Source organism: Bradyrhizobium sp. YCK136 (assembly GCF_044570075.1).
GTDB lineage: Bacteria > Pseudomonadota > Alphaproteobacteria > Rhizobiales > Xanthobacteraceae > Bradyrhizobium > Bradyrhizobium diazoefficiens.
Map to the genome: position 1 here is coordinate 4236447 of NZ_CP172424.1, position 19792 is coordinate 4256238.

24 protein-coding genes are annotated in these 19792 nt (G+C 64.8%); 12 read left to right on the forward strand and 12 right to left on the reverse strand.

Features of this window, described 5'->3' with window-relative positions:
- Positions 1-185: 185 nt before the first annotated feature.
- On the forward strand, positions 186-638 hold the full coding sequence (locus ACFLEY_RS20185) for a DoxX family membrane protein (RefSeq protein ID WP_011086919.1): 453 nt from the start codon (positions 186-188) through the stop codon (positions 636-638).
- A 33-nt stretch (positions 639-671) separates the two neighbouring features.
- Here ACFLEY_RS20185 and ACFLEY_RS20190 read toward each other — a convergent pair whose 3' ends face one another.
- The 4 genes from ACFLEY_RS20190 to ACFLEY_RS20205 form a co-directional block, all read right to left on the reverse strand.
- Entirely contained in the window at positions 672-1223 is a 552-nt protein-coding gene (locus ACFLEY_RS20190; protein WP_028171126.1) for a dihydrofolate reductase, read from the reverse strand.
- 7 nt (positions 1224-1230) lie between these two features.
- Positions 1231-2238 carry a polysaccharide deacetylase family protein gene (locus tag ACFLEY_RS20195; RefSeq protein WP_211433602.1) on the reverse strand — a complete coding sequence of 336 codons (1008 nt, stop codon included), beginning with the start codon at positions 2236-2238 and terminating at the stop codon, positions 1231-1233.
- A gap of 163 nt (positions 2239-2401) precedes the next feature.
- Positions 2402-2971, reverse strand: coding sequence for a glutathione peroxidase (locus ACFLEY_RS20200; RefSeq protein WP_011086922.1), 570 nt, complete (start codon positions 2969-2971; stop codon positions 2402-2404).
- Positions 2972-3106: 135 nt separating this feature from the next.
- Entirely contained in the window at positions 3107-4720 is a 1614-nt protein-coding gene (locus ACFLEY_RS20205) for a L,D-transpeptidase family protein (protein WP_060913069.1), read from the reverse strand.
- A 208-nt stretch (positions 4721-4928) separates the two neighbouring features.
- Here ACFLEY_RS20205 and ACFLEY_RS20210 point away from each other — a divergent pair, with 208 nt between their 5' ends.
- Positions 4929-5477 carry a CreA family protein gene (locus tag ACFLEY_RS20210; protein WP_060911767.1) on the forward strand — a complete coding sequence of 183 codons (549 nt, stop codon included), beginning with the start codon at positions 4929-4931 and terminating at the stop codon, positions 5475-5477.
- 34 nt (positions 5478-5511) lie between these two features.
- Here the strand turns inward: ACFLEY_RS20210 and ACFLEY_RS20215 are convergent, their stop codons facing one another.
- Positions 5512-5721: a hypothetical protein gene (locus ACFLEY_RS20215; RefSeq protein ID WP_249162911.1), complete on the reverse strand. Its 210-nt coding sequence runs from the start codon at positions 5719-5721 to the stop codon at positions 5512-5514.
- 414 nt (positions 5722-6135) lie between these two features.
- Between ACFLEY_RS20215 and ACFLEY_RS20220 the strand changes: the two genes are divergently transcribed.
- Both ACFLEY_RS20220 and ACFLEY_RS20225 read left to right on the forward strand, forming a co-directional pair.
- A complete protein-coding gene (locus ACFLEY_RS20220; protein WP_171901260.1) occupies positions 6136-6300 on the forward strand; it encodes a hypothetical protein in 165 nt (54 codons plus the stop codon).
- Positions 6301-6334: 34 nt separating this feature from the next.
- On the forward strand, positions 6335-6697 hold the full coding sequence (locus tag ACFLEY_RS20225) for a hypothetical protein (RefSeq protein ID WP_038966792.1): 363 nt from the start codon (positions 6335-6337) through the stop codon (positions 6695-6697).
- 12 nt (positions 6698-6709) lie between these two features.
- Here ACFLEY_RS20225 and ACFLEY_RS20230 read toward each other — a convergent pair whose 3' ends face one another.
- Both ACFLEY_RS20230 and ACFLEY_RS20235 read right to left on the reverse strand, forming a co-directional pair.
- On the reverse strand, positions 6710-6955 hold the full coding sequence (locus ACFLEY_RS20230) for a DUF6719 family protein (RefSeq protein ID WP_011086926.1): 246 nt from the start codon (positions 6953-6955) through the stop codon (positions 6710-6712).
- A gap of 67 nt (positions 6956-7022) precedes the next feature.
- Positions 7023-8489, reverse strand: a complete 1467-nt coding sequence (locus ACFLEY_RS20235) for a PLP-dependent aminotransferase family protein (protein ID WP_060911769.1) — start codon at positions 8487-8489, stop codon at positions 7023-7025.
- Positions 8490-8564: 75 nt separating this feature from the next.
- Between ACFLEY_RS20235 and ACFLEY_RS20240 the strand changes: the two genes are divergently transcribed.
- The 6 genes from ACFLEY_RS20240 to kynU all read left to right on the forward strand — a co-directional run bounded on the left by ACFLEY_RS20240 (position 8565) and on the right by kynU (position 14873).
- On the forward strand, positions 8565-9290 hold the full coding sequence (locus ACFLEY_RS20240; RefSeq protein ID WP_028171134.1) for a pyridoxamine 5'-phosphate oxidase family protein: 726 nt from the start codon (positions 8565-8567) through the stop codon (positions 9288-9290).
- Positions 9291-9343: 53 nt separating this feature from the next.
- Positions 9344-10621, forward strand: a complete 1278-nt coding sequence (locus tag ACFLEY_RS20245) for an ArgE/DapE family deacylase (protein WP_060911770.1) — start codon at positions 9344-9346, stop codon at positions 10619-10621.
- 214 nt (positions 10622-10835) lie between these two features.
- Positions 10836-11900 carry an IS630-like element ISRj1 family transposase gene (locus ACFLEY_RS20250; protein ID WP_026192128.1) on the forward strand — a complete coding sequence of 355 codons (1065 nt, stop codon included), beginning with the start codon at positions 10836-10838 and terminating at the stop codon, positions 11898-11900.
- Positions 11901-11972: 72 nt separating this feature from the next.
- A complete protein-coding gene (locus ACFLEY_RS20255; RefSeq protein WP_060911771.1) occupies positions 11973-12782 on the forward strand; it encodes an alpha/beta hydrolase in 810 nt (269 codons plus the stop codon).
- A 34-nt stretch (positions 12783-12816) separates the two neighbouring features.
- Positions 12817-13656: a tryptophan 2,3-dioxygenase gene (kynA, locus tag ACFLEY_RS20260; RefSeq protein ID WP_060911772.1), complete on the forward strand. Its 840-nt coding sequence runs from the start codon at positions 12817-12819 to the stop codon at positions 13654-13656.
- 2 nt (positions 13657-13658) lie between these two features.
- Positions 13659-14873, forward strand: coding sequence for a kynureninase (gene kynU / locus ACFLEY_RS20265; protein ID WP_060911773.1), 1215 nt, complete (start codon positions 13659-13661; stop codon positions 14871-14873).
- Positions 14874-14987: 114 nt separating this feature from the next.
- Here the strand turns inward: kynU and ACFLEY_RS20270 are convergent, their stop codons facing one another.
- The gene (locus ACFLEY_RS20270; RefSeq protein WP_060911774.1) at positions 14988-15776 is read right to left on the reverse strand and encodes a cobalamin-binding protein; all 789 of its coding nucleotides are present in this window, start codon (positions 15774-15776) and stop codon (positions 14988-14990) included.
- Positions 15777-15895: 119 nt separating this feature from the next.
- Here ACFLEY_RS20270 and ACFLEY_RS20275 point away from each other — a divergent pair, with 119 nt between their 5' ends.
- Positions 15896-16297 carry a PaaI family thioesterase gene (locus ACFLEY_RS20275; RefSeq protein ID WP_038966793.1) on the forward strand — a complete coding sequence of 134 codons (402 nt, stop codon included), beginning with the start codon at positions 15896-15898 and terminating at the stop codon, positions 16295-16297.
- A gap of 150 nt (positions 16298-16447) precedes the next feature.
- Positions 16448-17053 carry a GNAT family N-acetyltransferase gene (locus tag ACFLEY_RS20280; protein ID WP_011086935.1) on the forward strand — a complete coding sequence of 202 codons (606 nt, stop codon included), beginning with the start codon at positions 16448-16450 and terminating at the stop codon, positions 17051-17053.
- Positions 17054-17113: 60 nt separating this feature from the next.
- On the opposite strand, the gene ACFLEY_RS20285 is transcribed toward ACFLEY_RS20280, so the two are convergent.
- The 4 genes from ACFLEY_RS20285 to ACFLEY_RS20300 form a co-directional block, all read right to left on the reverse strand.
- Positions 17114-17419 (reverse strand): hypothetical protein, encoded by a 306-nt coding sequence (locus ACFLEY_RS20285; RefSeq protein WP_028171140.1) that lies wholly within the window; start codon positions 17417-17419, stop codon positions 17114-17116.
- Between the two features lie 103 nt (positions 17420-17522).
- Positions 17523-18209: a DUF2161 domain-containing phosphodiesterase gene (locus ACFLEY_RS20290; protein ID WP_060911775.1), complete on the reverse strand. Its 687-nt coding sequence runs from the start codon at positions 18207-18209 to the stop codon at positions 17523-17525.
- Positions 18210-18308: 99 nt separating this feature from the next.
- Positions 18309-18989 carry an SDR family oxidoreductase gene (locus ACFLEY_RS20295; RefSeq protein WP_011086937.1) on the reverse strand — a complete coding sequence of 227 codons (681 nt, stop codon included), beginning with the start codon at positions 18987-18989 and terminating at the stop codon, positions 18309-18311.
- 23 nt (positions 18990-19012) lie between these two features.
- Positions 19013-19756: a tyrosine-protein phosphatase gene (locus tag ACFLEY_RS20300; RefSeq protein ID WP_060911777.1), complete on the reverse strand. Its 744-nt coding sequence runs from the start codon at positions 19754-19756 to the stop codon at positions 19013-19015.
- Positions 19757-19792: the final 36 nt, after the last annotated feature.

Consider the following 19792-nt stretch of genomic DNA (forward strand, 5'->3'; position numbering starts at 1 on the left):
GCCCTCGCCAAGGCTTCTGCGGACAAGAGCGGGGCGAGGGAGCACACCTCCGGCGCATCCGCCCTTCAATCTTTTCAGAACAGTTCTCCATTTCCCCGTTTGTAAACCGGCCAACGACTCTTCATAATCGCTCGGGACTTTCGTCCAAGTTCCGATCTTAGAAAGCCTGAGCCAAGAGGCCGATCATGCCAGCGTTCGTGACTTTCGGGCGAATTCTGTTCGCCGTGCTGTTCATCTACACGGGCGCGACGAAACTCTTCGCTATCCAGGCGACCGCCGATTTCATTGCCACCAAGGTCGTGGTGCCTGACATCATCGCGCCTTACGCCAAGCAGATCGAGACGGCGACCGCCATGACGACGCCGCAGCTGCTGGCGATCGCGGTCGGGGCGCTCGAGATCATTGCGGGCTTGATGATCGCGCTGAACTTCGGGGCGCGGTTCTTCGCCATGCTGCTGATCGTCTACGTCGCGGTCGCAACCGTGCTGTTCTACGACTTCTGGAATCTGGCGGCGCCCGACAACGCAAAGATGCTGGTCGATGCGCTGAAGAATCTCTCGATCATCGGTGCGCTCTGCATGATCATCGGCTATGGCCGCGCCACGCGGCCGGTCGAGGCGGCTTACGGGGACGTGTAGGGCGTTTTTGCAGGGAACGTTGTTGCAGTGCACCTACGCCCGACGCCACGGTGTCACCGTGACGTCATGCGCCGCGTCGAGCACATAGGGCGCGTCCGGCTTCATCCCGTGTGACGCCAGCACCTCGTGCGGGGTCCGCTCGGGCACGCCGACAAAACAACCTTCGCCGCCGGGCAGGCGCAGATGCGGGGCTTCCGACAGCCAGAACGTGTCGTAACGGTCCATGAACATGTCGAACACGACGGGACCGCCGATGATCGCGACCATGCCGGAGGCGACATCGGCGAAGGCGCAGGCCTCCTCGAAGCTCGCGTGATCCGGATTCCACAATGTCGCGTTCGGCATCTCCGGATCGACGGTGAGGGCCTTGATCTTGCGGGTCGTGATCAGCCGCTTGCGCTTCGGAGAGTTCGGCTGCTGCTCATGTGAGTGCCGGCCGTGCACGATCAGCGCGGCGCGATCGAGCGCCTGCTCGAAGAACAGCTTGTCGCCTTCGAACTTCAGGCTGTCAGGCATGACATGGCTCGCGTCGGCGAGCATGCCGTCCGCGGAGACGATGACGTAGCCTTCGATACAGAAAGACAACTGCCGGCTATTCCGAAACGGTCGTCACCACGGAATTGACCGGGCGCTGGCTCACCGTCGGCAGCTTGACGTCCTTGAGCAGCTCCTGGTCGTATTCGGGCAGCGAAGACGCCGGGAACTTGGCGCGCATCGCCACCACCTTGTAGCCGCCTGCCTTCAGGCGCTTGAGGAGCTCGGGCAGGGCTTCTGCCGTATGCTTCTGGAAGTCGTGCATCAGGACGATGCCCTTGCCCTTGCTGTCGAGCTTCTTCATCACCGTCTCGATCACCTTCTCGGGCTTCGAGGCCTTGAAGTCGAACGAGTCGATGTCGCAGGAGAAGATCGCCGTGTTGCGGTTGCCGAGATAGGTGACCATCTCCGGCGGATGCTGGAGTGCCGGGAAGCGGAAGAACGGCGAGGGCGAGATGCCGCCGAGCGCCCATTTCACCGCCGACAGGCCCTTCTCGATTTCTTCCTTGCGCTGCGCTTCCGTGAGCTTCTTGTTGTTGAGATTGGCGTGCGACCAGGTGTGGGTGCCGACGGTGTGGCCGGCAGCGTAGACCAGCTTCAGGATTTCCGGCTCATAGGTCGCGTGCTTGCCGATCGAGAAGAAGATGCCGGTGGTGCATTCATCGGCGAGCGCCTTCAGCACGGCGGGCGTGTTCTTCGGCCAGGGGCCGTCGTCGAAGGTCAACACCACCTCCTTGTCGCGCAGGAAGTCGAGCTCCTTGAAGTGCTCGAAGCCGAAGCCTGGACCGCCTGTCGTGTCGATCTCGACGGTGCGGGCGACCCCGAGCGCGTCGGGTGTGTTGCAGGCCGCGCGTGCGGGCTGCGGCGCCTGCTTGGGCGGCGGCGGATTGACGAAGCCTGCTGGCGCGGCAGCCGCTGCGGGGGCCGGTGCTGCGGCGGGCGCCGCCGCGGCCGGCGTCGCCGCCGTTGCGGCGGCGGGCTTCGCGGCCGGGGCCTGCGACCATGCCGCGCCGGTCATGCCTAAAGACATCGCGCTTGCCAAAATCAGTCCTGCCGCCACACGCATGGTGTTGTCCTCGAGATTGATCCCGTTGTTCCGCCGTGGCTTTTCGCCTCCGGCAAAACCATCCTGCCCCAAACGATCTTAGCCTAGATGGTGGGCCATCGCCATTGCAACGGCTGTTTGGCATCCCGCCACAATTGTGCCCAACCGGATGGGGCGCGTTGCATCAAGTGTCGGCCAGCGTCTTGGCAATCGCCGTCTTGATTCGCGTATCGGTCGGCTCGATGTTGGAGGCAAACACCTCGGCGATATAGCCGTCACGCCCGATCAGGTATTTGTGGAAGTTCCAACGCGGAACATCCTTCGGGCGCGCGTCGGCCGCCCATTTGTAGAACGGATGCGCCCTCGCGCCGATCACTGTGGCCTTGGCCGCGATCGGGAAGGTAACGCCGTATTGGTGGTGCGCGGTCTCCGTGATCTCGCTCGTTCCGCCCGGCTCCTGGCCGCCGAAATCGTTGGAGGGCACGCCGATCACGGTGAGCCCGCGCTCGCCAAACTCGCTCCAGAGCTCTTGCAGCCCCGCGTATTGGGGCGTGTAGCCGCAGAGCGAGGCGGTGTTGACCACCAGCAGCGGTTTGCCGGTGAAAGCGGCGAGGCGGATGTCGTCGCCGGACAACGCGGGAAAGGAGAAGGCGTAGGCCGAGATCCGGCTCATGCCGCCACCGGCGACCGCGCGCGTCACCGGCGCGACGGCGCCTGCAAGCGCCGCGATGAGCATGGTCCTTCGGTTCATCATGACGGCGTCCCCCGAAATGATCCGGGATGCATGTTACTCCGCCGCTGCGATCGGCCTCGTCAACACCGCGTTATCGGGAGCGGCGAAGCGCCTGGAGCCATTTCCGTTCCGATGGATCGGGCGCTCGAAAACGCTCTAGTAGAGCCGGACGATGAAATCAGTGCCTTCGCCGGTTTCGCCCTGGTTGATGCCCTGGTCGGAGACGATGACCGAGCCGCCCGAGGTCAGCATCTCGTTGATCTTCGCCATGGTGTCGGCGGGGATCGCGATGCGGTCGAGCGCCTCAGCCGGGGTGTCCGGCGTGACCACCGGCTTTGCGGCGACGGGGATCACGGCGGCGCCACGCTGGCGGCGCGTCACGCGGCTGTCATCCTCGCGCGCGGCGGCGCGAGCGGAGACGGGTACCGACACCACCGACCAATGCAATGCATTGGCGTCGGTCTTGTCGACTTCGGCGGTGAAGACGTGCGTGCCGAGCGGCCGGTCGCTCGCGGCGATCGTGACCGGCACCTCGAACAGCGGCGCGAAATTCTGCCGCACGTAGAGCTTGGAATCCTTGCGGCTGATGAAGACGGCGATCTGGCCGGCCCGCTTGGGCGCTCCCGGCTTCGCACCCGGCGCAGGATCGGCAACGCGGCTCTCGTCCTTCTTGGCGTCCGGCGCGGGTGCCGTAGTCGTCACGGCGGCATCAGGCTTCCTTGCGGCGTCGGCCGCGTCAGTCTTGAGGGGCTCGGACTTGACGGCCTCGACCTTGTCGGCGGGCCTGTCGTCGGAGGCCGTGGTCGCTTTGGGTGCCTCGGCCGAATCGGTCGGCTTCGCATCAGCGTTTGCCGGCCTGGCCGCGTCAGACGCTTCGGCGGATTTCGTTGCGTCAAGCTTGTCGGCCGGTGCGGCCGCTTCCGCGCGGGCCGGCGCATTGCCCGTCGTCATGTCCGACATCACGGTGTGGCCGACCGACGAGCGCAGCTCGAGCACGCTCTCGGCGCTGGCGGTCTTGGTCTCGGGCGGTTTGGCTTCAGTGGTCTTGGCTGGTGCGCCCTTGTCGGCCTTGTCGCCGATGTTGGTCTGAGGCTCGACGCTGGCCGCGGGCTGCGGCGGCACGCGCACGGAGGCGAGCAGCGGGTGCTGGAAGCTGTGCGGCGTCATCTCGCCGGGCGAGACGATGACGCGTGCACCCATCTTGGTCCAATTCCACATCTTCACCGCGAACGCCATCGGCATGCGGATGCAGCCATGCGAGGCCGGATAACCCGGCAGCACGCCGGCATGCATGGCGACACCGGACCAGGTGATCCGCTGCATGTACGGCATCGGCGCGCCGCTATAGATGTTGGAGTGGTGGAATTTGTGCTTCTGGATGACGCTGAACACACCCATCGGCGTCGAGTGGCCCTTCATGCCTGTCGACACCGGGGATTCCGCGAACACGCCATTGGTGTCGTAGACCGTCACCTTCTGCCGGTCGATCGAGACGACGATGACGAGCGGCCCTTGCGGCTTGGTGCCGACTTCCTTCTCGGCAACCGCGTCCTTCTTGCCGGCCGCGCCGCGCTTCTGCGGCTTCTGGCGCGGGACTTCGAGATGCCGATCCTGACGGGAGGCGTAGGACCCGTCGGAATAATCCGTCCAGTAGTAAAATGCTGCGTCCGCCTGGCTTGCCGTACCGATCGCACCAGCCGTCGCCAAAATGGCGACCTGCCACAGCCGCGCCGGCTTGGCAGAAGAACCGGACCCCTTCACGCTATTCATCCTCGAATCCATAATCCAAATCAGACATTAGTCTCGTAGAGGGGATACGCGTTCACCAGCAAGGCAGTTCTGCCATCAGCTACATTTGTCCAAGACGTAGCAAAAAAGCCTCACGGAGCGGTAAACGGCGGCCGCCCCTCGCGGCCAGTCGCCTTCCTGTCTGGCTGTCTCATCCCTACATTGCGGGTACTTGTTACCGGAGAACTTCATGTCATCTCGTTTCCCCGGTCTTTCCGGCATCCGCTTGAAAGGCCTTGCTTTATTCCTCCTGGTTCTGGGCGTGCCGGTGGCTTCCGCCCAAGCTGCCGACGAGCCGGATCTGATCTTCCGCCGCTCGACCGTCTTCAAATGGGTCAGCCCGAATGACAAGCTCGCGACCTACGGCCTCGATGATCCCGAGGTGGAAGGTGTCGCCTGTCATTTCACCGTGCCGGAGAAGGGTGGTTTCAAGGGCTGGCTCGGCCTTGCCGAGGAGGTCTCGGACATCTCGCTCGCCTGCCGCCAGGTCGGGCCCATCAAGTTCAAGGACAAGATGGAACAAGGCGACGACATGTTCCGCAGGCGACGCTCGCTGTTCTTCAAGAAGATGCAGATCGTGCGCGGCTGCGACGCCAAGCGCAACGTGCTGGTCTACATGGTCTATTCGGACAAGCTGATCGAGGGCTCGCCGAAGAACTCGACCTCGACCGTGCCGATCATGCCGTGGGGACCGGCGGACGCCAACGTCCAGAAGTGCGGCGAATTCTTCACTCAGTGACGCCGTTTGCGTTCACTCAGTGACGCGTTTGCGTTCACTCGGTGACGACAGCACGGCTGACGCGCGGTTTTGCGAGATGCGAGCCGGTCAGCCGCACGAACATCTGCGGCGCGGCCTCAAAGCCGCGGCTCGATTGCAGCGCCATTTCGCTCGTCGAAGTGACGGGGTCGCGAACAGGTCGTTGATCTCCGCGGTCCGTCCGCTGCTCCGCCTCGCGCGTCGTTGCGCGTCTTCCCGCCATCATGATGGCCATCCCTCACGTGATCGCGCCCGGTGATCCGGGCGTCTCGGTTTCGATGGCTTGGGTCGCAGCCGAAGCGCCCCCGGTTCGACAGGGCCCAACCTTCGTTTGGCTTCTCTTCAGCAGAAAAACGTAAAATGCGTATGAAGCGTGCAAGGCGCGCGCGTGACAGCGCGCCCCCGGCGTATGTTCGTGCTGGAACAAGGACTTGCCGGGTTACGTTGAGTTGCGGCGCAACCTGACTGAAATGATTGGCATTTTCCGAGAATTGTTTCGTCGCAACGGACCGGACGAAACAATTCTAACGGAGATGAAACCATTTTCCGCCTTTGGCGCATCACGCGCGAAACCACCCATGGTTATCAGCTTCACAACGACGGCGGTGCACCGCCGGCGACGGAATTGAGGGACAAGACCATGCGCGCGCTCAGCTTCATCCTTGCTTTCGGTTTTGTCCTCGCCGGTTCCTCGTTCGCAGGCGCGCCAGACGGCAATCTGCCGGGTATCGGCACCTTCCACTACAGCGGCTCGCCGGTCATTACCCCGGCGCCGCAGCCGATCGTGGTCGCCGCGCGCTTCTGATCGCCAACAAGAAAATCAGCCGTTAAAGGCCATCATGAATCTTCGCATTTGCGCCGCAGCGCTCATTTCCCTTCTGACGATCAGTTCCGTCCAGGCGCAAGTGCGCTCTCCCTCCAGATTGCCTGATCCCCGCACCGAGTTCGTGCGGCAGTGCGCGCCGCGCATGCTCGGGCGCTGGGAGCATCCGGAGGAAGTCTGCGGCTGTCTGCATGACCATGCCGCCGCGGTCGTCGAGGACCGCGATCTGCGCGAGGCGCTGCTGCGCGGAATCAGCGAGACCGGCGTTCCGACGATCGAGACCGATTGGGTGCCGACGTCCAAGCAGGGCGAGATCGGCCCGACCTTCACCAAGATCGCCAAGCCCACCTTGCAGTGCATGTTCGATCCGGCGAAGTAGCCTCTCCGATCATCATTTCGATTTCGGCCCGTGCCGCGGCACGCAGGAACTCGTTTGCGCGATCCCCTTGTCGGTCATCTTCGCGCCGCGGACCTCCTTGACCTGTCCGGCCGGGCAGGTTCCGTCATCCACCAGCACGCGCTGGCCAAGTTTCAGATCCACGATGTCCTGCTCGCGTCCGACGGTGCCTGCGCGCGCCGTCGAGGCAAGCGCGATGGCGATCAGGAGCGAGAGGCAGGCTGCGCGGCGGAGTGACATGATGAGGGCTCCCGGAATCGATGCCGCAATGTAGGGAGCGGTCGCCGATTCTGATAGCAAAGCTTCGTCACGCGCGCCGGGCCGATCTGCTCACGCGCAACGCCGCACGCGATTCCCGCGCGAGCCGTTCCGCGGATGCCACGAGCTTCGGAACCGCATGCCCGGAAAATCCCAGCACGAAGCCGGGCAGGGGGCGTGTGCGTGAATAGGTGTCGGCCAACAGCCAGCCTTCGGCGCCGGCGGCCAGCTTCGCCTCGGCCGCGACCGACAGATCGACCGACGGATCGAACCTTGCGACAAGATGCAGGCCCTGCGACGGCACCGGCACGGACAGCACACCGTCGGATCTGGTCTCCAGCGTCTCGGCCAGCGCATCGCGAGCCTCGCGATAGAGCTTTCGCACCCGCTTCAGGTTCGCCGCAAAGGCGCCGGAGTTGAGCATGTCGGCCACCGCGCCTTCCATCAGCGTGCCGGGAAAGCGGTCGAGCGCGGTGCGCGCGGCCGTCACGTCGGCGATCAGACGCTCGGGCAGGGCGCAATAGCCGATGCGCAGGCCCGGAAACAGCGTCTTGGCGAACGTGCCCATGTAGATCACGCGCTGGAGATGATCGATGCCGGCAAGCGACATCAGCGGCGCGCCATCATAGCGGAACTCGCTGTCGTAATCGTCCTCCAGCACGAAGGCGCCGGCCTGCTTGGCCCAGTCGAGCAGTTCGAGCCGGCGCGGCATCGACATCTGCACGCCCAGCGGAAACTGGTGCGACGGCGTCACATAGGCCGCGCGCGCGGACGTTGCCGACGTGCGGCCCTTGGCGATGCGCATCCCGTGCTCGTCGACGGGGACGGGCACGGCGCGATAGCCGCAATGCGCGATGGTCTTGCGCGCGGCGGGGTAACCTGGGTCCTCGCACCAGACCTGGTCGCCCGCCTTCAGGATCGCACTCAGCACGATGCGCAGGGCATGCAGCGTGCCCGACGTCAGCATGATCTGGTCGGGGTCGCAGCGCAGGCCGCGCGCCGACAATAGATGATCGGCGATCGCCGCCCGCAGCTCGCGGCTGCCGCGGGGATCGCCATAATGAAGATGCTCGGACCCGAACGCGCGCATGCGCCGGCCGACAAAGGCGCGGAAGCGCTGCACGGCGCGTTCGTCGATATGGGTGCAGCCGAGCGAGAACGCGCCTTGCTGCGGTGCTTCGACGATCACCTTCGGCTTCTTAGGCTCGGCGGCACGCGCTGGAATCCGCGCGGCGACGAAGGTGCCGGAGCCGACGGTGGCATCGGCAAAGCCGTCGGCGATCAGGCGTTCATAGGCGGTGACGACGGCGTTGCGTCGGAAGCCCGTTTGCTTGGCCAATGTGCGCGACGGCGGCAGCGGCTCGCCGGGCTTGACGAGGCCGGAGACGATCATCTCGCACAGCGCCTGGTAGAGCCTGTGCGCCGCCGATGCGCCGGCGGTGATGTGCGCCCCGGTGAGGTCGAGCGGCAGTTCGGCCTTGGCGGGCGAGGGCGAATTGGTCGGAATTTTTTGCATGGAATTGGCACTATCGCAGACCAAATCGGCCGCTACAACTGCCCTGGAACTGTTCCATTCACGACAGGAGCGGCCGTGAGCCAGACCGAGACTTCAAATTCCTATCCGACCTCAGCGCGCAACCAGGTGAAGCGCCGTCACGACCGCGGCTTCTACGATCACGACACGGTTCATCGCATCCTGGATTCCTCGATGCTCTGTCATGTCGCCTATGTCATCGACGGCCAGCCCTATTGCACGCCGACCTTCTTCTGGCGCGAGGGGACGAAGCTCTATTGGCACGGCTCGAGCGCCAGCCGCATGCTGCGCAACCAGACCAGGGGCGAGCGCGTGTGTCTCACCGTCGCCCATCTCGACAGCCTCGTGCTGGCGCGCTGTGGCTTCAACCACTCCGCCGACTATCGCGCGGTGATGGCGTTCGGCACCGCCTATCTCGTCACCGACCCCGAGGAGAAGGAGCGGGCGGTGATCGCCATGGTCGACCGATTTTTCCCGGACCGCACCGCGAGCCTGCGGGCGAGCAACACGCAGGAGATCAAGGCGACCTCCTTCATCGCCATGGAGATCGAGGAGGCCTCGGCAAAAATCCGCGCCAAGGGTGTTGCGGACGACGACGAGGACTATGCGTTGCCGATCTACGCCGAGCGCATTCCCGTGCGCACCGTGCTCGGTGCTCCGGAGCCGTGTCCGCGCCTGCTGGAGGGTGTGACGCGCCCGGCGACGCTCGATGGCTATTCGGAAGGCCGCCTGCTCGAAGATGCATTGCGAGATGCATATTTTGTGGAGTACCCGAACGGCTGAAATCGGCTAGCTTGCGCGCTCCTTGGGACCATTCGAATGCCTGGAGTTGCCTGATGAATGCCGAAACGCAGCAGAGGATTGTTGACGCCGTCGATGCCGGCTTCGAAGCCCAGCTTGCGACCACCCGTGATTTCGTTGCGATCCCCTCGATCCGCGGGGCCGAGGGGCCGTGCCAGGACATGATCGGCGACCTCCTGCGCGCGCGCGGCTACGAGGTCGACGACTGGCACATCAATGTCGACGATTTGAAGGATCTGCGCGGCTTCGGTCCGATCGAGCATGATTTTTCCATGGCGCGCTCGGTGGTGGGCACCTACCGTCCACAAACGGGCGGCGGCAAATCGCTGATCCTCCAGGGCCACTGCGACGTGGTGCCGGCAGGCCCGCTGGAATTGTGGGACACCCCGCCATTCTCGCCCGTCATCAAGGACGGCAAGATGTTCGGCCGCGGCGCCTGCGACATGAAGTCGGGCACGATCGGCGCGCTCTATGCACTCGATGCCATCAAGGCCGCCGGCCTCAAGCCGACGGGGCGGATCCACTTCCAGTCCGTCATCGAGGAGGAGAGCACCGGTGTCGGCGCGCTCTCGACGCTCCAGCGCGGCTATCGCGCGGACGCCTGCTTCATTCCGGAGCCGACCGGCGGCAAGATGGTGCGCTCGCAGGTCGGCGTGATCTGGTTTCGTCTGCGGGTGAAGGGCCATCCGACCCATGTCGCGTTCGCCGGCTCCGGCTCCAATGCGATCATGGCGGCCTATCATCTGGTCCATGCGCTGCAAAAGCTCGAGATCGAATGGAACGAGCGGGCCAAGGCCGATCGCCATTTTGGGACGATCAACCATCCCATTAACTTCAACCCCGGCATCATCAAGGGCGGCGACTGGGCCTCCAGCGTCCCGGCCTGGTGCGACGTCGACTGCCGCATCGCGATCCTGCCTGGCTGGTCGGTGGCCGATCACCAGAAGGAGATCATGGCCTGCGTCACTGCTGCCTCGCGCAACCACCGCTTCCTCGCCAACAATCCGCCGGAGGTCGAATGGTCGGGCTTTTTGTCAGAAGGCTATGAGCTGACCGACGCGGCGGCGCCCGAGGCCGCATTCGGCAAGGCCTTCAACAAGGTCTATGGCGGCGCAGTCGAGGACCTCGTCTTCACCGCGCTCACCGACACCCGCTTCTACGGCCTCAATCACGGTATCCCGAGCCTCTGCTTCGGCGCCAGCGGCGGCGAGATGCACGGCTTCAACGAATACGTTGATCTGGAGTCGCTGAAGAAGATGACCAAGGCCATGGCGCTGTTCATCGCGGAGTGGTGCGGGGTGGAGAAGGCGTAGGTCACTCTCCGACGTCATTACGAACAAAACGTTTGGTCATTCCGGGGCGCCTAAAGGGCGAACCCGGAATCTCGAGATTCCGGGTTCGATGCTTTGCATCGCCCCGGAATAACGAGTGGAGAGGCTAGCGGTGCCTCATCCAGATACTTTAAGCTTAAAATAAAGACTAGTACACCCACTTTTCTTGGAACGTGAGTCGTGATTCAAGGTCGGGATGATACCCGAAGCAAGAGAAGTCCACCTTTCGAGGAAAGATCGCAAGGTGCTTGAGGCGTGCTGTCGCTCACCGGTGACGTTGCAGCGCGATTTGAAGCGGGCGCGGATAGTTCTGTTGGCGGCGGATGGGCGCAGCACCCGGTCGATCGCCAAGGAAGTTGGGGTCCAGCCGCGGATTGTCAGCCTTTGGCGGCATCGCTATGCCGACCATGGCCTTGAAGGGCTGCAAGACAAGCCGCGGCCTGGCAAGCAGCCGATCTATACGAAGACGACCGACAAGCGGATTCTGAAGCTGCTGGATAAGCCGCCACCGCAAGGGTTTGCGCGCTGGACCGGCCCCCTGCTGGCCGAGGCGCTGGGCGATGTCGATGTCCAATATGTCTGGCGGTTCCTGCGCAGCCACAAGATTGACCTGGTGGCTCGCAAGTCCTGGTGCGAGAGCAACGACCCGAACTTTACGGCCAAAGCCGCCGATGTTGTCGGCCTCTATGTCGCGCCGCCGGCGAAGGCCATTGTGCTGTGCGTGGACGAGAAGCCCTCGATCCAGGCTTTGGAGCGAGCGCAGGGTTATCTGAAGTTGCCCAATGGCCGCGCCTTGACCGGCCAAAGCCACGATTACAAGCGGCATGGCACCACAACATTGTTTGCGGCGCTCGAAGTCGCCACCGGAAAGATCATCGCGACCCATTCAAAACGCCGGCGCCGCGTCGAGTTTCTCGATTTCATGAACAGCGTCACCGCGGCTTTTCCGAACCGCAAGCTTCACGTCATCCTCGACAACCTCAACACCCATAAAAAGAACGAGGACTGGCTCAAGGCCCACCCCAACGTGCAATTTCATTTCACGCCGACAAGTGCGTCATGGCTCAATCAGGTCGAAGTATGGTTTTCCATCTTGCAGGGGCAGTCGCTCAGCGGCACCTCCTTCACGAGCCTCAAGCAGCTTCAGGAACACATCGATGCCTACGTCAACGCATACAACGACAGAGCCGAGCCCTTCGTCTGGACCAAGAAAAAGGTCCGTCAACGCCGTTTCAAAGGCCGCCGTATCACTCAGCTCTGATTCCGGGTACTAGGATGCGGCCGTTCCCGGTGGCAGACTGGCGGCCGCCTTGAGTCCGCCGAGGGAGTAACGATGCGCGATTGGGACGACGCTTACGCCAATTCGGCCCATATCCCGGGCTCGGACAAGATGCCGGCGCAGTGGGCGGAGCGGGCGGCGGCCTACCGCGCCGGGCTGAAGGAGTTTCGCGCCGACATCGCCTATGGCGCCGGTGAACGCCAGCGCTTCGACCTGGTCCTGCCCGACGGCGACAGCAAGGGCCTCGTCGTCTTCGTCCATGGCGGCTACTGGATGCGCTTCGACAAGTCGGCGTGGACCGATCTTGCCGAAGGCGCGCGGCACCAGGGCTGGACCGTGGCGCTGCCGAGCTACACGCTGACGCCGGCTGCGCGCGTCTCCGACATCACCGCTGAGATCACCGCCGCGATTGCGACAGCGGCCTCGCTTGTCGCAGGTCCCATCCGCCTTGCCGGCCACTCGGCCGGCGGCCATCTCGTCACGCGCATGCTGTGCGATGACAGCCGGCTGGAGTCCGCCGTCTACAACCGCATTGCCGGCACGCTCTCGATCAGCGGGCTGCACGACTTGCGTCCGCTGCTCAAGACCAAGATGAACGAGACGCTGCGCATGACCATGGAGGAGGCGACGCTCGAAAGCGCGGCGCTGCATCTGCCGCGCGGGCATTCGCCTGTGACCGCCTGGGTCGGCGGCGGCGAGCGGCCCGAATTCATCCGCCAGTCCGATCTACTGGCCAATGTCTGGACCGGCTTCGACGTGCCGACGCGCCTCGTCGTCGAGCCGGCGCTGAATCATTTCACCGTGATCGACGGGCTCAAGGATCCGTCGTCGCAGATTACCGCGCGCCTGATCGGCCTCGACTGAGCCGGGCCGGAATGATCGATCGGGAGGGCCAGCCATGACGTCCAGCGATTACGATCCTGCAAGCGAAGGCGCCGAGACCGACTTCTCCCGGCGCATGTCCTATGGCGACTATCTGGCGCTGGATGCGATCCTCGGCGCGCAGCATCCGCTGTCGGAAGCGCATGACGAGATGCTGTTCATCATCCAGCATCAGACCACGGAGCTGTGGATGCGGCTCGCCATCCACGAGCTCAGCGCCGCGCGCCGTGCCATCGCCAGGGACGAGGTGCAACCCGCGATGAAGATGCTGGCGCGGATGTCGCGCATCTTCGAGCAGCTCAATAACGCCTGGGACGTGCTGCGCACGATGACGCCGAGCGAATACACGCGCTTCCGCTCGCAGCTCGGCCAGTCCTCGGGCTTCCAGTCGCGGCAGTACCGGCTGATCGAATATCTGCTCGGCAACCGCAATCACGCCCTGCTGAAGCCGCACGCGCACGATGCCGAGGTGACGAAGCTGCTCGAGGCCGAGCTCGCGACGCCGAGCCTCTATGACGAGGTGCTGCGGCTGGCCGACCGCAACGGACTCACGATGCCGGCGGCGGTGCTGTCGCGCGACGTCCGCGAGACCCACAGCTTCAACGAGGGCGTGCTGCAGGCCTGGCGTGTCGTCTATGAAGCGCCGGAGACGCACTGGATGCTGTACGAGCTCGCCGAGAAGCTGGTCGACTTCGAGGACTATTTCCGGCGCTGGCGCTTCAACCACGTGACGACGGTCGAGCGGGTCATCGGCTTCAAGCGGGGCACCGGCGGCACCGGCGGCGTCAGCTATCTCAAGCGCATGCTGGAGGTCGAGCTGTTCCCCGAACTTTGGCGCGTCCGCACCATCCTCTAGAGATGTCCATGACCAAGTCGAAGCTTCGCGTCTATGACGACACCAGGGCGATGTTCCATCTGCCTGACGGCGTGATCTATCTCGACGGCAATTCACTCGGCGCGCTGCCGCTGGGCGTTGCCGAGCGCGTCAGCCGCGTCATCACCACCGAGTGGGGCAACGAGCTGATCCGCGGGTGGAACACCGCGGGCTGGTATGCCCAGCCGCGCCATGTCGGCGATCGCATCGCCCGGCTGATCGGCGCGGAAGCCGGCTCCGTGATGGTCGGCGACACGCTGTCGCTGAAGGTCTACCAAGCGCTTGCGGCCGCGCTCGACATGAGAGCATCGCGCAAGGTCGTCCTGTCCGACACCGGCAATTTCCCGACCGATCTTTACATGGCCGAAGGCCTGATCGCGACGCTCGGGCGCGGGCATCAATTACGACTGGTCGCGCCGGAGGAGATCGAGGCTGCGTTGTCGGAGGAGATCGCGGTCCTCTACATCACCGAGGTCGATTACCGCACCGGCCGCCGCCACGACATGGCGAAGCTGACGGCGAAAGCCCATGCGCTCGGCATCGTCACGGTCTGGGATCTCGCCCATTCGGCCGGCGCACTGCCGGTCGATCTTGCAGGGTCAGGTGCCGATTTCGCCGCGGGGTGCACCTACAAATACATCAACGCCGGCCCCGGCGCGCCGGCCTTCCTTTACGTCGCGCCGCGCCACGCCGACAGTGCGCGCGCCGCGCTGTCGGGCTGGATGGGCCACGCGAAGCCGTTCGCGTTTGAACTCGCCTATGTCGCCGCCGGCGGCATCGAGCGCATGCGCGTCGGCACCCCGCCGGTGCTGGCGATGGCGGCGCTGGAGGCTTCGCTCGACATATGGGACCGCGTCGATATCGCCGAGGTCCGCGCGCGCTCGCTGGCACTCGGCGATCTCCTGATCGCGGAAGTCGGGCGCCGCTGTCCGTCCCTAGAGCTGGTGACCCCGCGCGCGCATGAGCGCCGCGGCTCGCAAGTTTCCTTCGCCTTCGATGGCGGCTACGCCGCCATGCAGGCCCTGATCGCCCGCGGCGTCATCGGCGATTTCCGCGCTCCCGACATCATGCGCTTCGGCATCACGCCGCTGTATATCGGCGAGAGCGAAGTGATGAGGGCGGCTGAGATCATCGAGGAGGTGATCGCAGGCGAGGTATGGCGCCGGCCGGAATATCAGGTCGTGAACGCGGTGACGTGAGGACGGTGCCCGCCCATCCGTCATCGCGAGGAGCCCTTGCGACGAAGCAATCCAGGATCCTTCCGCAGAGACGCTCTGGATTGCTTCGCTTCGCTCGCAATGACGAAGGAGAGATCAGGAGCGCTCGCCCCACAGCGCCTGCACGATCGCATCGAGCCCGTCGGTGAGCGCGGCCGGCCCCGGCTGGAGAATGATCGGTGACTTAATCTCGACGATGCGGTTGTCCCGCACGGCCGGAATTTCATCCCACCCCTCGCGCGCGCGGATGCGGGTAGGCACAACCTTCTTGCCGCACCATGATGCGAGGATCACGTCGGGGGCGGCGTGACGCACGTCGTCCGCCGCGACGATACGATCCTTAGCCGCCTGCCGATGCCGTAGCTCCGGAAATACATCCGCGCCGCCGGCGATCTCGATCAGCTCGGACACCCAGCCGATGCCTGATATCAACGGGTCGTCCCACTCCTCGAAATAGACCTTTGGCTGCGGCGAGGGACGGGGCGTTGCGGCGATCGCGGCGAGACGCAACTCGAATCCCTGGGCGAGTTCCTGGGCGCGCTTGGCGGCGCCGACCAGCGCGCCCAGCGTCTGGATCATCGCCAGTATTCCCGCAACGTCGCGCTGGTTGAAGACGTGGACGTCGAGCCCGGCGCGCACCAGATCGGCGACGATGCCGGCCTGGAGATCGGAGAAGGCGAGCACGAGATCCGGTTCCAGCGCCAGAACCTTCGGGATGTCCGCCGACACGAAGGCCGACACCCGCGGCTTCTCGCGCCGCACTTGCGGCGGGCGCACGGCGTAGCCGGAGACGCCGACGATGCGGTCCTGCTCGCCGAGCAGATAGAGCGTTTCGACCGTCTCTTCGGTCAGGCAGACGATGCGGCTGGGAGGGAAGTGACGCATGGGAGCAGCATATGCACAAATGCGGGCGCCGATGTCAGCATGGCCATGACCTCGGACGTCATTGCTTTGCCGCGCGAAGCAATTCACGCTGGGACAACAACGAATTGGGAGGAAATCCGATGACGCCGCTCGAGAAACTTAAAGCGATGAAGATGCCGTTCGCCGAGCTCAAGGGCGTCGAATTCGTCGAGGCCGAGAAGGACCGCGTGGTGGCGCGGATGACCGTCCGCCCCGATCTCTGCACCCTCCACCACACCATCCACGGCGGTGCGGTGATGGCGCTGGCCGATTCCGTCGGCGCGGCGGCGACCGTCATCAACCTGCCCGAGGACGCCAAGGGGACGACCACGCTGGAGAGCAAGACCAATTTCATCGGGGGCGCGAAGGAGGGAACCACGCTCATCGCCACCGCCACCCCCGTCCACCGGGGCCGGCGGACCCAGGTTTGGACCACCCGTTTGGAAACCGAGGACGGCAAGCTGGTCGCGGTGGTGACCCAGACGCAGCTGGTCCTCGTATAACTACGGGCCTTTGATTTTGTTAACGAAATAGTCGCTCCCGATGCCATTAACTTGGGCAGGTTCCAGTCTTGAAAATTATGGTGCGATGCACAACATAGGGAGCCTAGGGATTCGAACGCCTCCTCGAGGGACACCAAGAGGAGTTTTGACGTGGTACTTGAAGAGACGCTCCGCACCGCCCCAGGCTATGTGCGGACCCTGATCCAGCAGGAAGAATTGCCGCTGCTGCGCGACCACCTGCTGAGGCTCGATGCCGAAAGCCGGCATGATCGTTTCAACGGTTTTCTCGACGACAGCTTCATCGAGCGTTACGCCGCCCGCTGTGCCGAAGACGGCACCGTGATCGTCGCCTATATCGTCGACGGCGTGGTCCGCGGTGCGGCCGAGCTGCATCCGCCGGAGCACGATTCGCTGCCCGAAGTCGCCTTCAGCGTGGAGGCCTCCGCACGCCGCCAGGGCGTCGGCACCGTGCTGTTCCGCCGCCTGATCGCGGAAGCGCGCTGGAGAGGCTACAAGCGCCTGCGCATCACCACCGGCGCGGAGAATCACGCGATGCGGGCGCTCGCCAGGAAGTTCGGCGCCCATCTCGCCTTCCACCATGGCGAATCGACCGGCACGATCGATCTCGCCAAGACGCCGGAAGCCGAGCTGGCCGACCTCGCGGCCGCGCCGTTCACGGCCGGGCGCGCGCTTCTCAGCTTCAACTCGACCTGCTGGAAGATCATCTCCAGCATGTACGGCAATCGCGCCGCCTGAATCAAAAAGCGGACCGGCAAAACCGGTCCGCTCTTGTATTGGGGAGTGTGGATGAGGCGCTCAGGTGCCGGTGCGTGTACCGGTGCCGAAGCGGCGGACGACGCGGCGCTCGACCACCACCGAGCGCTGTGCGCCCTGTTCGCCGGCGATCACGCGCGTGGCGGTGATGCGGCTGTTGGTGCGGGCCTGCTTCTTCACCTCGGCCTGGACGACATCGAGCGGCATCCCCATCAGAGCTGCGGCGATCTCGGCCTGCTGCTCCTGGTCGTCGGTGATGCCGACGGCGGCGAAGATCGCCTCGTCCAGGGTGGGCGGATCGTGACGCACGCGCCGCGTGCCGTACTTGGTATTCCAGTCTGCGCTCATGGGGGCCTCGTTTCGATCCGGGATACCTAGTGCCGCCTATGTTGCATTGCAATATGAATTTGGTGTGGCAGCTCAGCTATTCACGGCTTGCATCGATCCCGTATCACGGCGGTGACGGGGCACCGGCGTCGATCTCGGTCCGTTGCTGCGGCCAGCGCTTCAGCGCGGCATGTCCAGCCGCGGTCAGCCCGTAGATTCCCCGCTCGGTGCGTTCGAACCAGCCATACACATTGTTAAGCAATATCTTGCCGGCATCCGGACAGCGGTCGCGCAGCTCGCCCACGCGCCGTGGGCCGTCGGCGAGCGCCGCGGCGCAGGCCAGTGCCTGCTGCCGATAGGCGGTCATGATCGGCGCGCGGGTGCTGCCGCCGAGCGCCGGATCGCCCTGGCGGCGTTGATGCTCGGCAACGAGGCGCGAGCGCTTCTTCGGCTCGCGTCGCGGCGCCGCGGTCGGCGGCTTCACCAGCACCTCGACCTGGCCGCGGTCGGTGACCCCCAGCATACCGAAGCCGAGGCGGCGGCAGAGATTGCGATAGCGCGAGTCGCTCTCGCGGCCCTTGCCGCGCACCGACATCTTTGCCGCAATCCAGACCTCGTCGCCGGCCGGCGCGCGGTCGACCGCCTGGAGGATCAGCTCGAGATTGAAGGCGAGCTTGAGCTCGCCGATCACCACCACCGGCGGATCGCCGGCGCTCAGGCCGACCAGATCGCAGCCGCCGATCTCGCCCTTGACCGTGAAGCCGAGCTCTTCGAGGAAGCGTTTGACGGGCAGGTAGAGCGCGGTTTCCACAGGTGTTCCGATCGGAGAATCAATTGTGGACAGTCTAGAGCGTTCGGGGCTCCGATTGAATCAGAGCCGGCACTCATCAGACGACGGATCGGACTTCGACTACACCCGCCCGCCCACCGGGATCAGCGCGCCGGTGACGCCGCTCGCGGCGTCGCTGGCGAGGAACAGGATGACCTCGGCGAGCTCCTGCGGCGTCACCCATTTGGTGAAGTCCGCCTTCGGCATGTCGGCGCGGTTGGCCGTGGTGTCGATGATCGACGGCAGCACCGCGTTCACCGTCACCTTGCCCTTCCACTCGCTGGCCAGCGCCTCGGTGAGGCGATGCACGCCGGCTTTCGACGCCGCATAGGGACCCATGCCATTGCCGGCCTGGAGCGCGCCCATGGCGCCGATGTTGATGATGCGTCCGGCGCTGGATGCGGCGAGATGCGGCAGCGCCGCGCGCGAGGCGTTGAGCGCGGTCAGCACGTTGAGTGCATACATGCGCTGCCACGTCTTGGTGTCGCCGTCGCCGACGGTCTCGAAGGCAAAGCCGCCGGCGATGTTGATCAGCGCATCGAGCCGGCCAAAGTGCTTCGCGGCCGCATCAACCGCGGTCTTCGCCTGCGCCGCGTCGGACAGATCGACGCCGCCGATCTCGATGCGCTCGGGCGTCGCTGGTACTTGCGAGGGCGCGTAATCGATGCCGGCGATCCGTGCGCCGCGAGACTGCGCGATCTCCGCAACCACTTTACCGAGAGCGCCGAGCGCGCCGGTGACGATCAGAACCTTGCCTTGCATTGTCGTTCTCCCGGCGCGGCCGCCTACGATTGCAGATAGCGCGCCTTCAGTGCGGTCCGCTCTGCTGTGCCGACCTTGAGCCCGTCGCGCAAGTAGGTTTCGAGGTCGCCATAGTCGCTGCCGACGGCTTCGAAAGCCGCCGCAAGGTACGAGGCCTCGACGGAGCCGATCGCGTCGAGCACGTCGGCGGGAAGATCGGAGGCGTTTGACGCATCGCGCCGGTAGTGCCGGTTGGTCAGGAGGTAGTCCTCGGCAATGACGTCGTCGGAAACGCCGAGCGCATGCAGGATCAGCGCGCTGGCAAAGCCGGTGTGGTCCTTGCCGGCGGTGCAGTGGATCACGAGCGGGGCGCGGTCTTCCAGCAGATGGCCGAACAGCGCGCGAAAGCTGTGCGTGTTGTAGCGGACATAGTTGCGATAGGACTCGCGCATCAGCTCCAGCGCAACCGGCGCCGTCAATGTGCCCCGGGCGAGCTCGGCGCGCAGCGCGGCAACAACCGTCGGCTCGATCGGCAGCGAGTGCACGGTGATCTCGTTCACGACGCAGACACCGGCCGCGCGCTCCTCCAGCCCGCGAAAGTCGAACGCGCTCCTGACGCCGAGCGCGCGGACGATTTCGATGTCATCGGCGGTGAGCTGACCGAGATGGTTGGAGCGGAAGATGTGCCGCCAGCGCGTGGTGCGGCCATCGATGGTCGGATAGCCACCAAGATCGCGGAAATTGCTGGCGCCTTGCAAGGCGAGGTGGCGGGCAGGGGGCTCTGACATCGGATATGCTTTTGTTATGTTGCCGGCGGATCATTA

Excerpts from the sequence above, each read along its gene's own strand:
- ACFLEY_RS20185 (WP_011086919.1), top strand. The coding sequence starts at position 186 with ATGCCAGCGTTCGTGACTTTCGGGCGAATTCTGTTCGCCGTGCTGTTC.
- ACFLEY_RS20195 (WP_211433602.1), bottom strand. The coding sequence starts at position 2,238 with ATGCGTGTGGCGGCAGGACTGATTTTGGCAAGCGCGATGTCTTTAGGC.
- ACFLEY_RS20200 (WP_011086922.1), bottom strand. The coding sequence starts at position 2,971 with ATGATGAACCGAAGGACCATGCTCATCGCGGCGCTTGCAGGCGCCGTC.
- ACFLEY_RS20205 (WP_060913069.1), bottom strand. The coding sequence starts at position 4,720 with ATGAATAGCGTGAAGGGGTCCGGTTCTTCTGCCAAGCCGGCGCGGCTG.
- ACFLEY_RS20210 (WP_060911767.1), top strand. The coding sequence starts at position 4,929 with ATGTCATCTCGTTTCCCCGGTCTTTCCGGCATCCGCTTGAAAGGCCTT.
- ACFLEY_RS20215 (WP_249162911.1), bottom strand. The coding sequence starts at position 5,721 with ATGATGGCGGGAAGACGCGCAACGACGCGCGAGGCGGAGCAGCGGACG.
- ACFLEY_RS20220 (WP_171901260.1), top strand. The coding sequence starts at position 6,136 with ATGCGCGCGCTCAGCTTCATCCTTGCTTTCGGTTTTGTCCTCGCCGGT.
- ACFLEY_RS20225 (WP_038966792.1), top strand. The coding sequence starts at position 6,335 with ATGAATCTTCGCATTTGCGCCGCAGCGCTCATTTCCCTTCTGACGATC.
- ACFLEY_RS20230 (WP_011086926.1), bottom strand. The coding sequence starts at position 6,955 with ATGTCACTCCGCCGCGCAGCCTGCCTCTCGCTCCTGATCGCCATCGCG.
- ACFLEY_RS20235 (WP_060911769.1), bottom strand. The coding sequence starts at position 8,489 with ATGCAAAAAATTCCGACCAATTCGCCCTCGCCCGCCAAGGCCGAACTG.
- ACFLEY_RS20245 (WP_060911770.1), top strand. The coding sequence starts at position 9,344 with ATGAATGCCGAAACGCAGCAGAGGATTGTTGACGCCGTCGATGCCGGC.
- ACFLEY_RS20250 (WP_026192128.1), top strand. The coding sequence starts at position 10,836 with ATGATACCCGAAGCAAGAGAAGTCCACCTTTCGAGGAAAGATCGCAAG.
- ACFLEY_RS20255 (WP_060911771.1), top strand. The coding sequence starts at position 11,973 with ATGCGCGATTGGGACGACGCTTACGCCAATTCGGCCCATATCCCGGGC.
- kynA (WP_060911772.1), top strand. The coding sequence starts at position 12,817 with ATGACGTCCAGCGATTACGATCCTGCAAGCGAAGGCGCCGAGACCGAC.
- kynU (WP_060911773.1), top strand. The coding sequence starts at position 13,659 with ATGTCCATGACCAAGTCGAAGCTTCGCGTCTATGACGACACCAGGGCG.
- ACFLEY_RS20270 (WP_060911774.1), bottom strand. The coding sequence starts at position 15,776 with ATGCGTCACTTCCCTCCCAGCCGCATCGTCTGCCTGACCGAAGAGACG.
- ACFLEY_RS20275 (WP_038966793.1), top strand. The coding sequence starts at position 15,896 with ATGACGCCGCTCGAGAAACTTAAAGCGATGAAGATGCCGTTCGCCGAG.
- ACFLEY_RS20285 (WP_028171140.1), bottom strand. The coding sequence starts at position 17,419 with ATGAGCGCAGACTGGAATACCAAGTACGGCACGCGGCGCGTGCGTCAC.
- ACFLEY_RS20295 (WP_011086937.1), bottom strand. The coding sequence starts at position 18,989 with ATGCAAGGCAAGGTTCTGATCGTCACCGGCGCGCTCGGCGCTCTCGGT.
- ACFLEY_RS20300 (WP_060911777.1), bottom strand. The coding sequence starts at position 19,756 with ATGTCAGAGCCCCCTGCCCGCCACCTCGCCTTGCAAGGCGCCAGCAAT.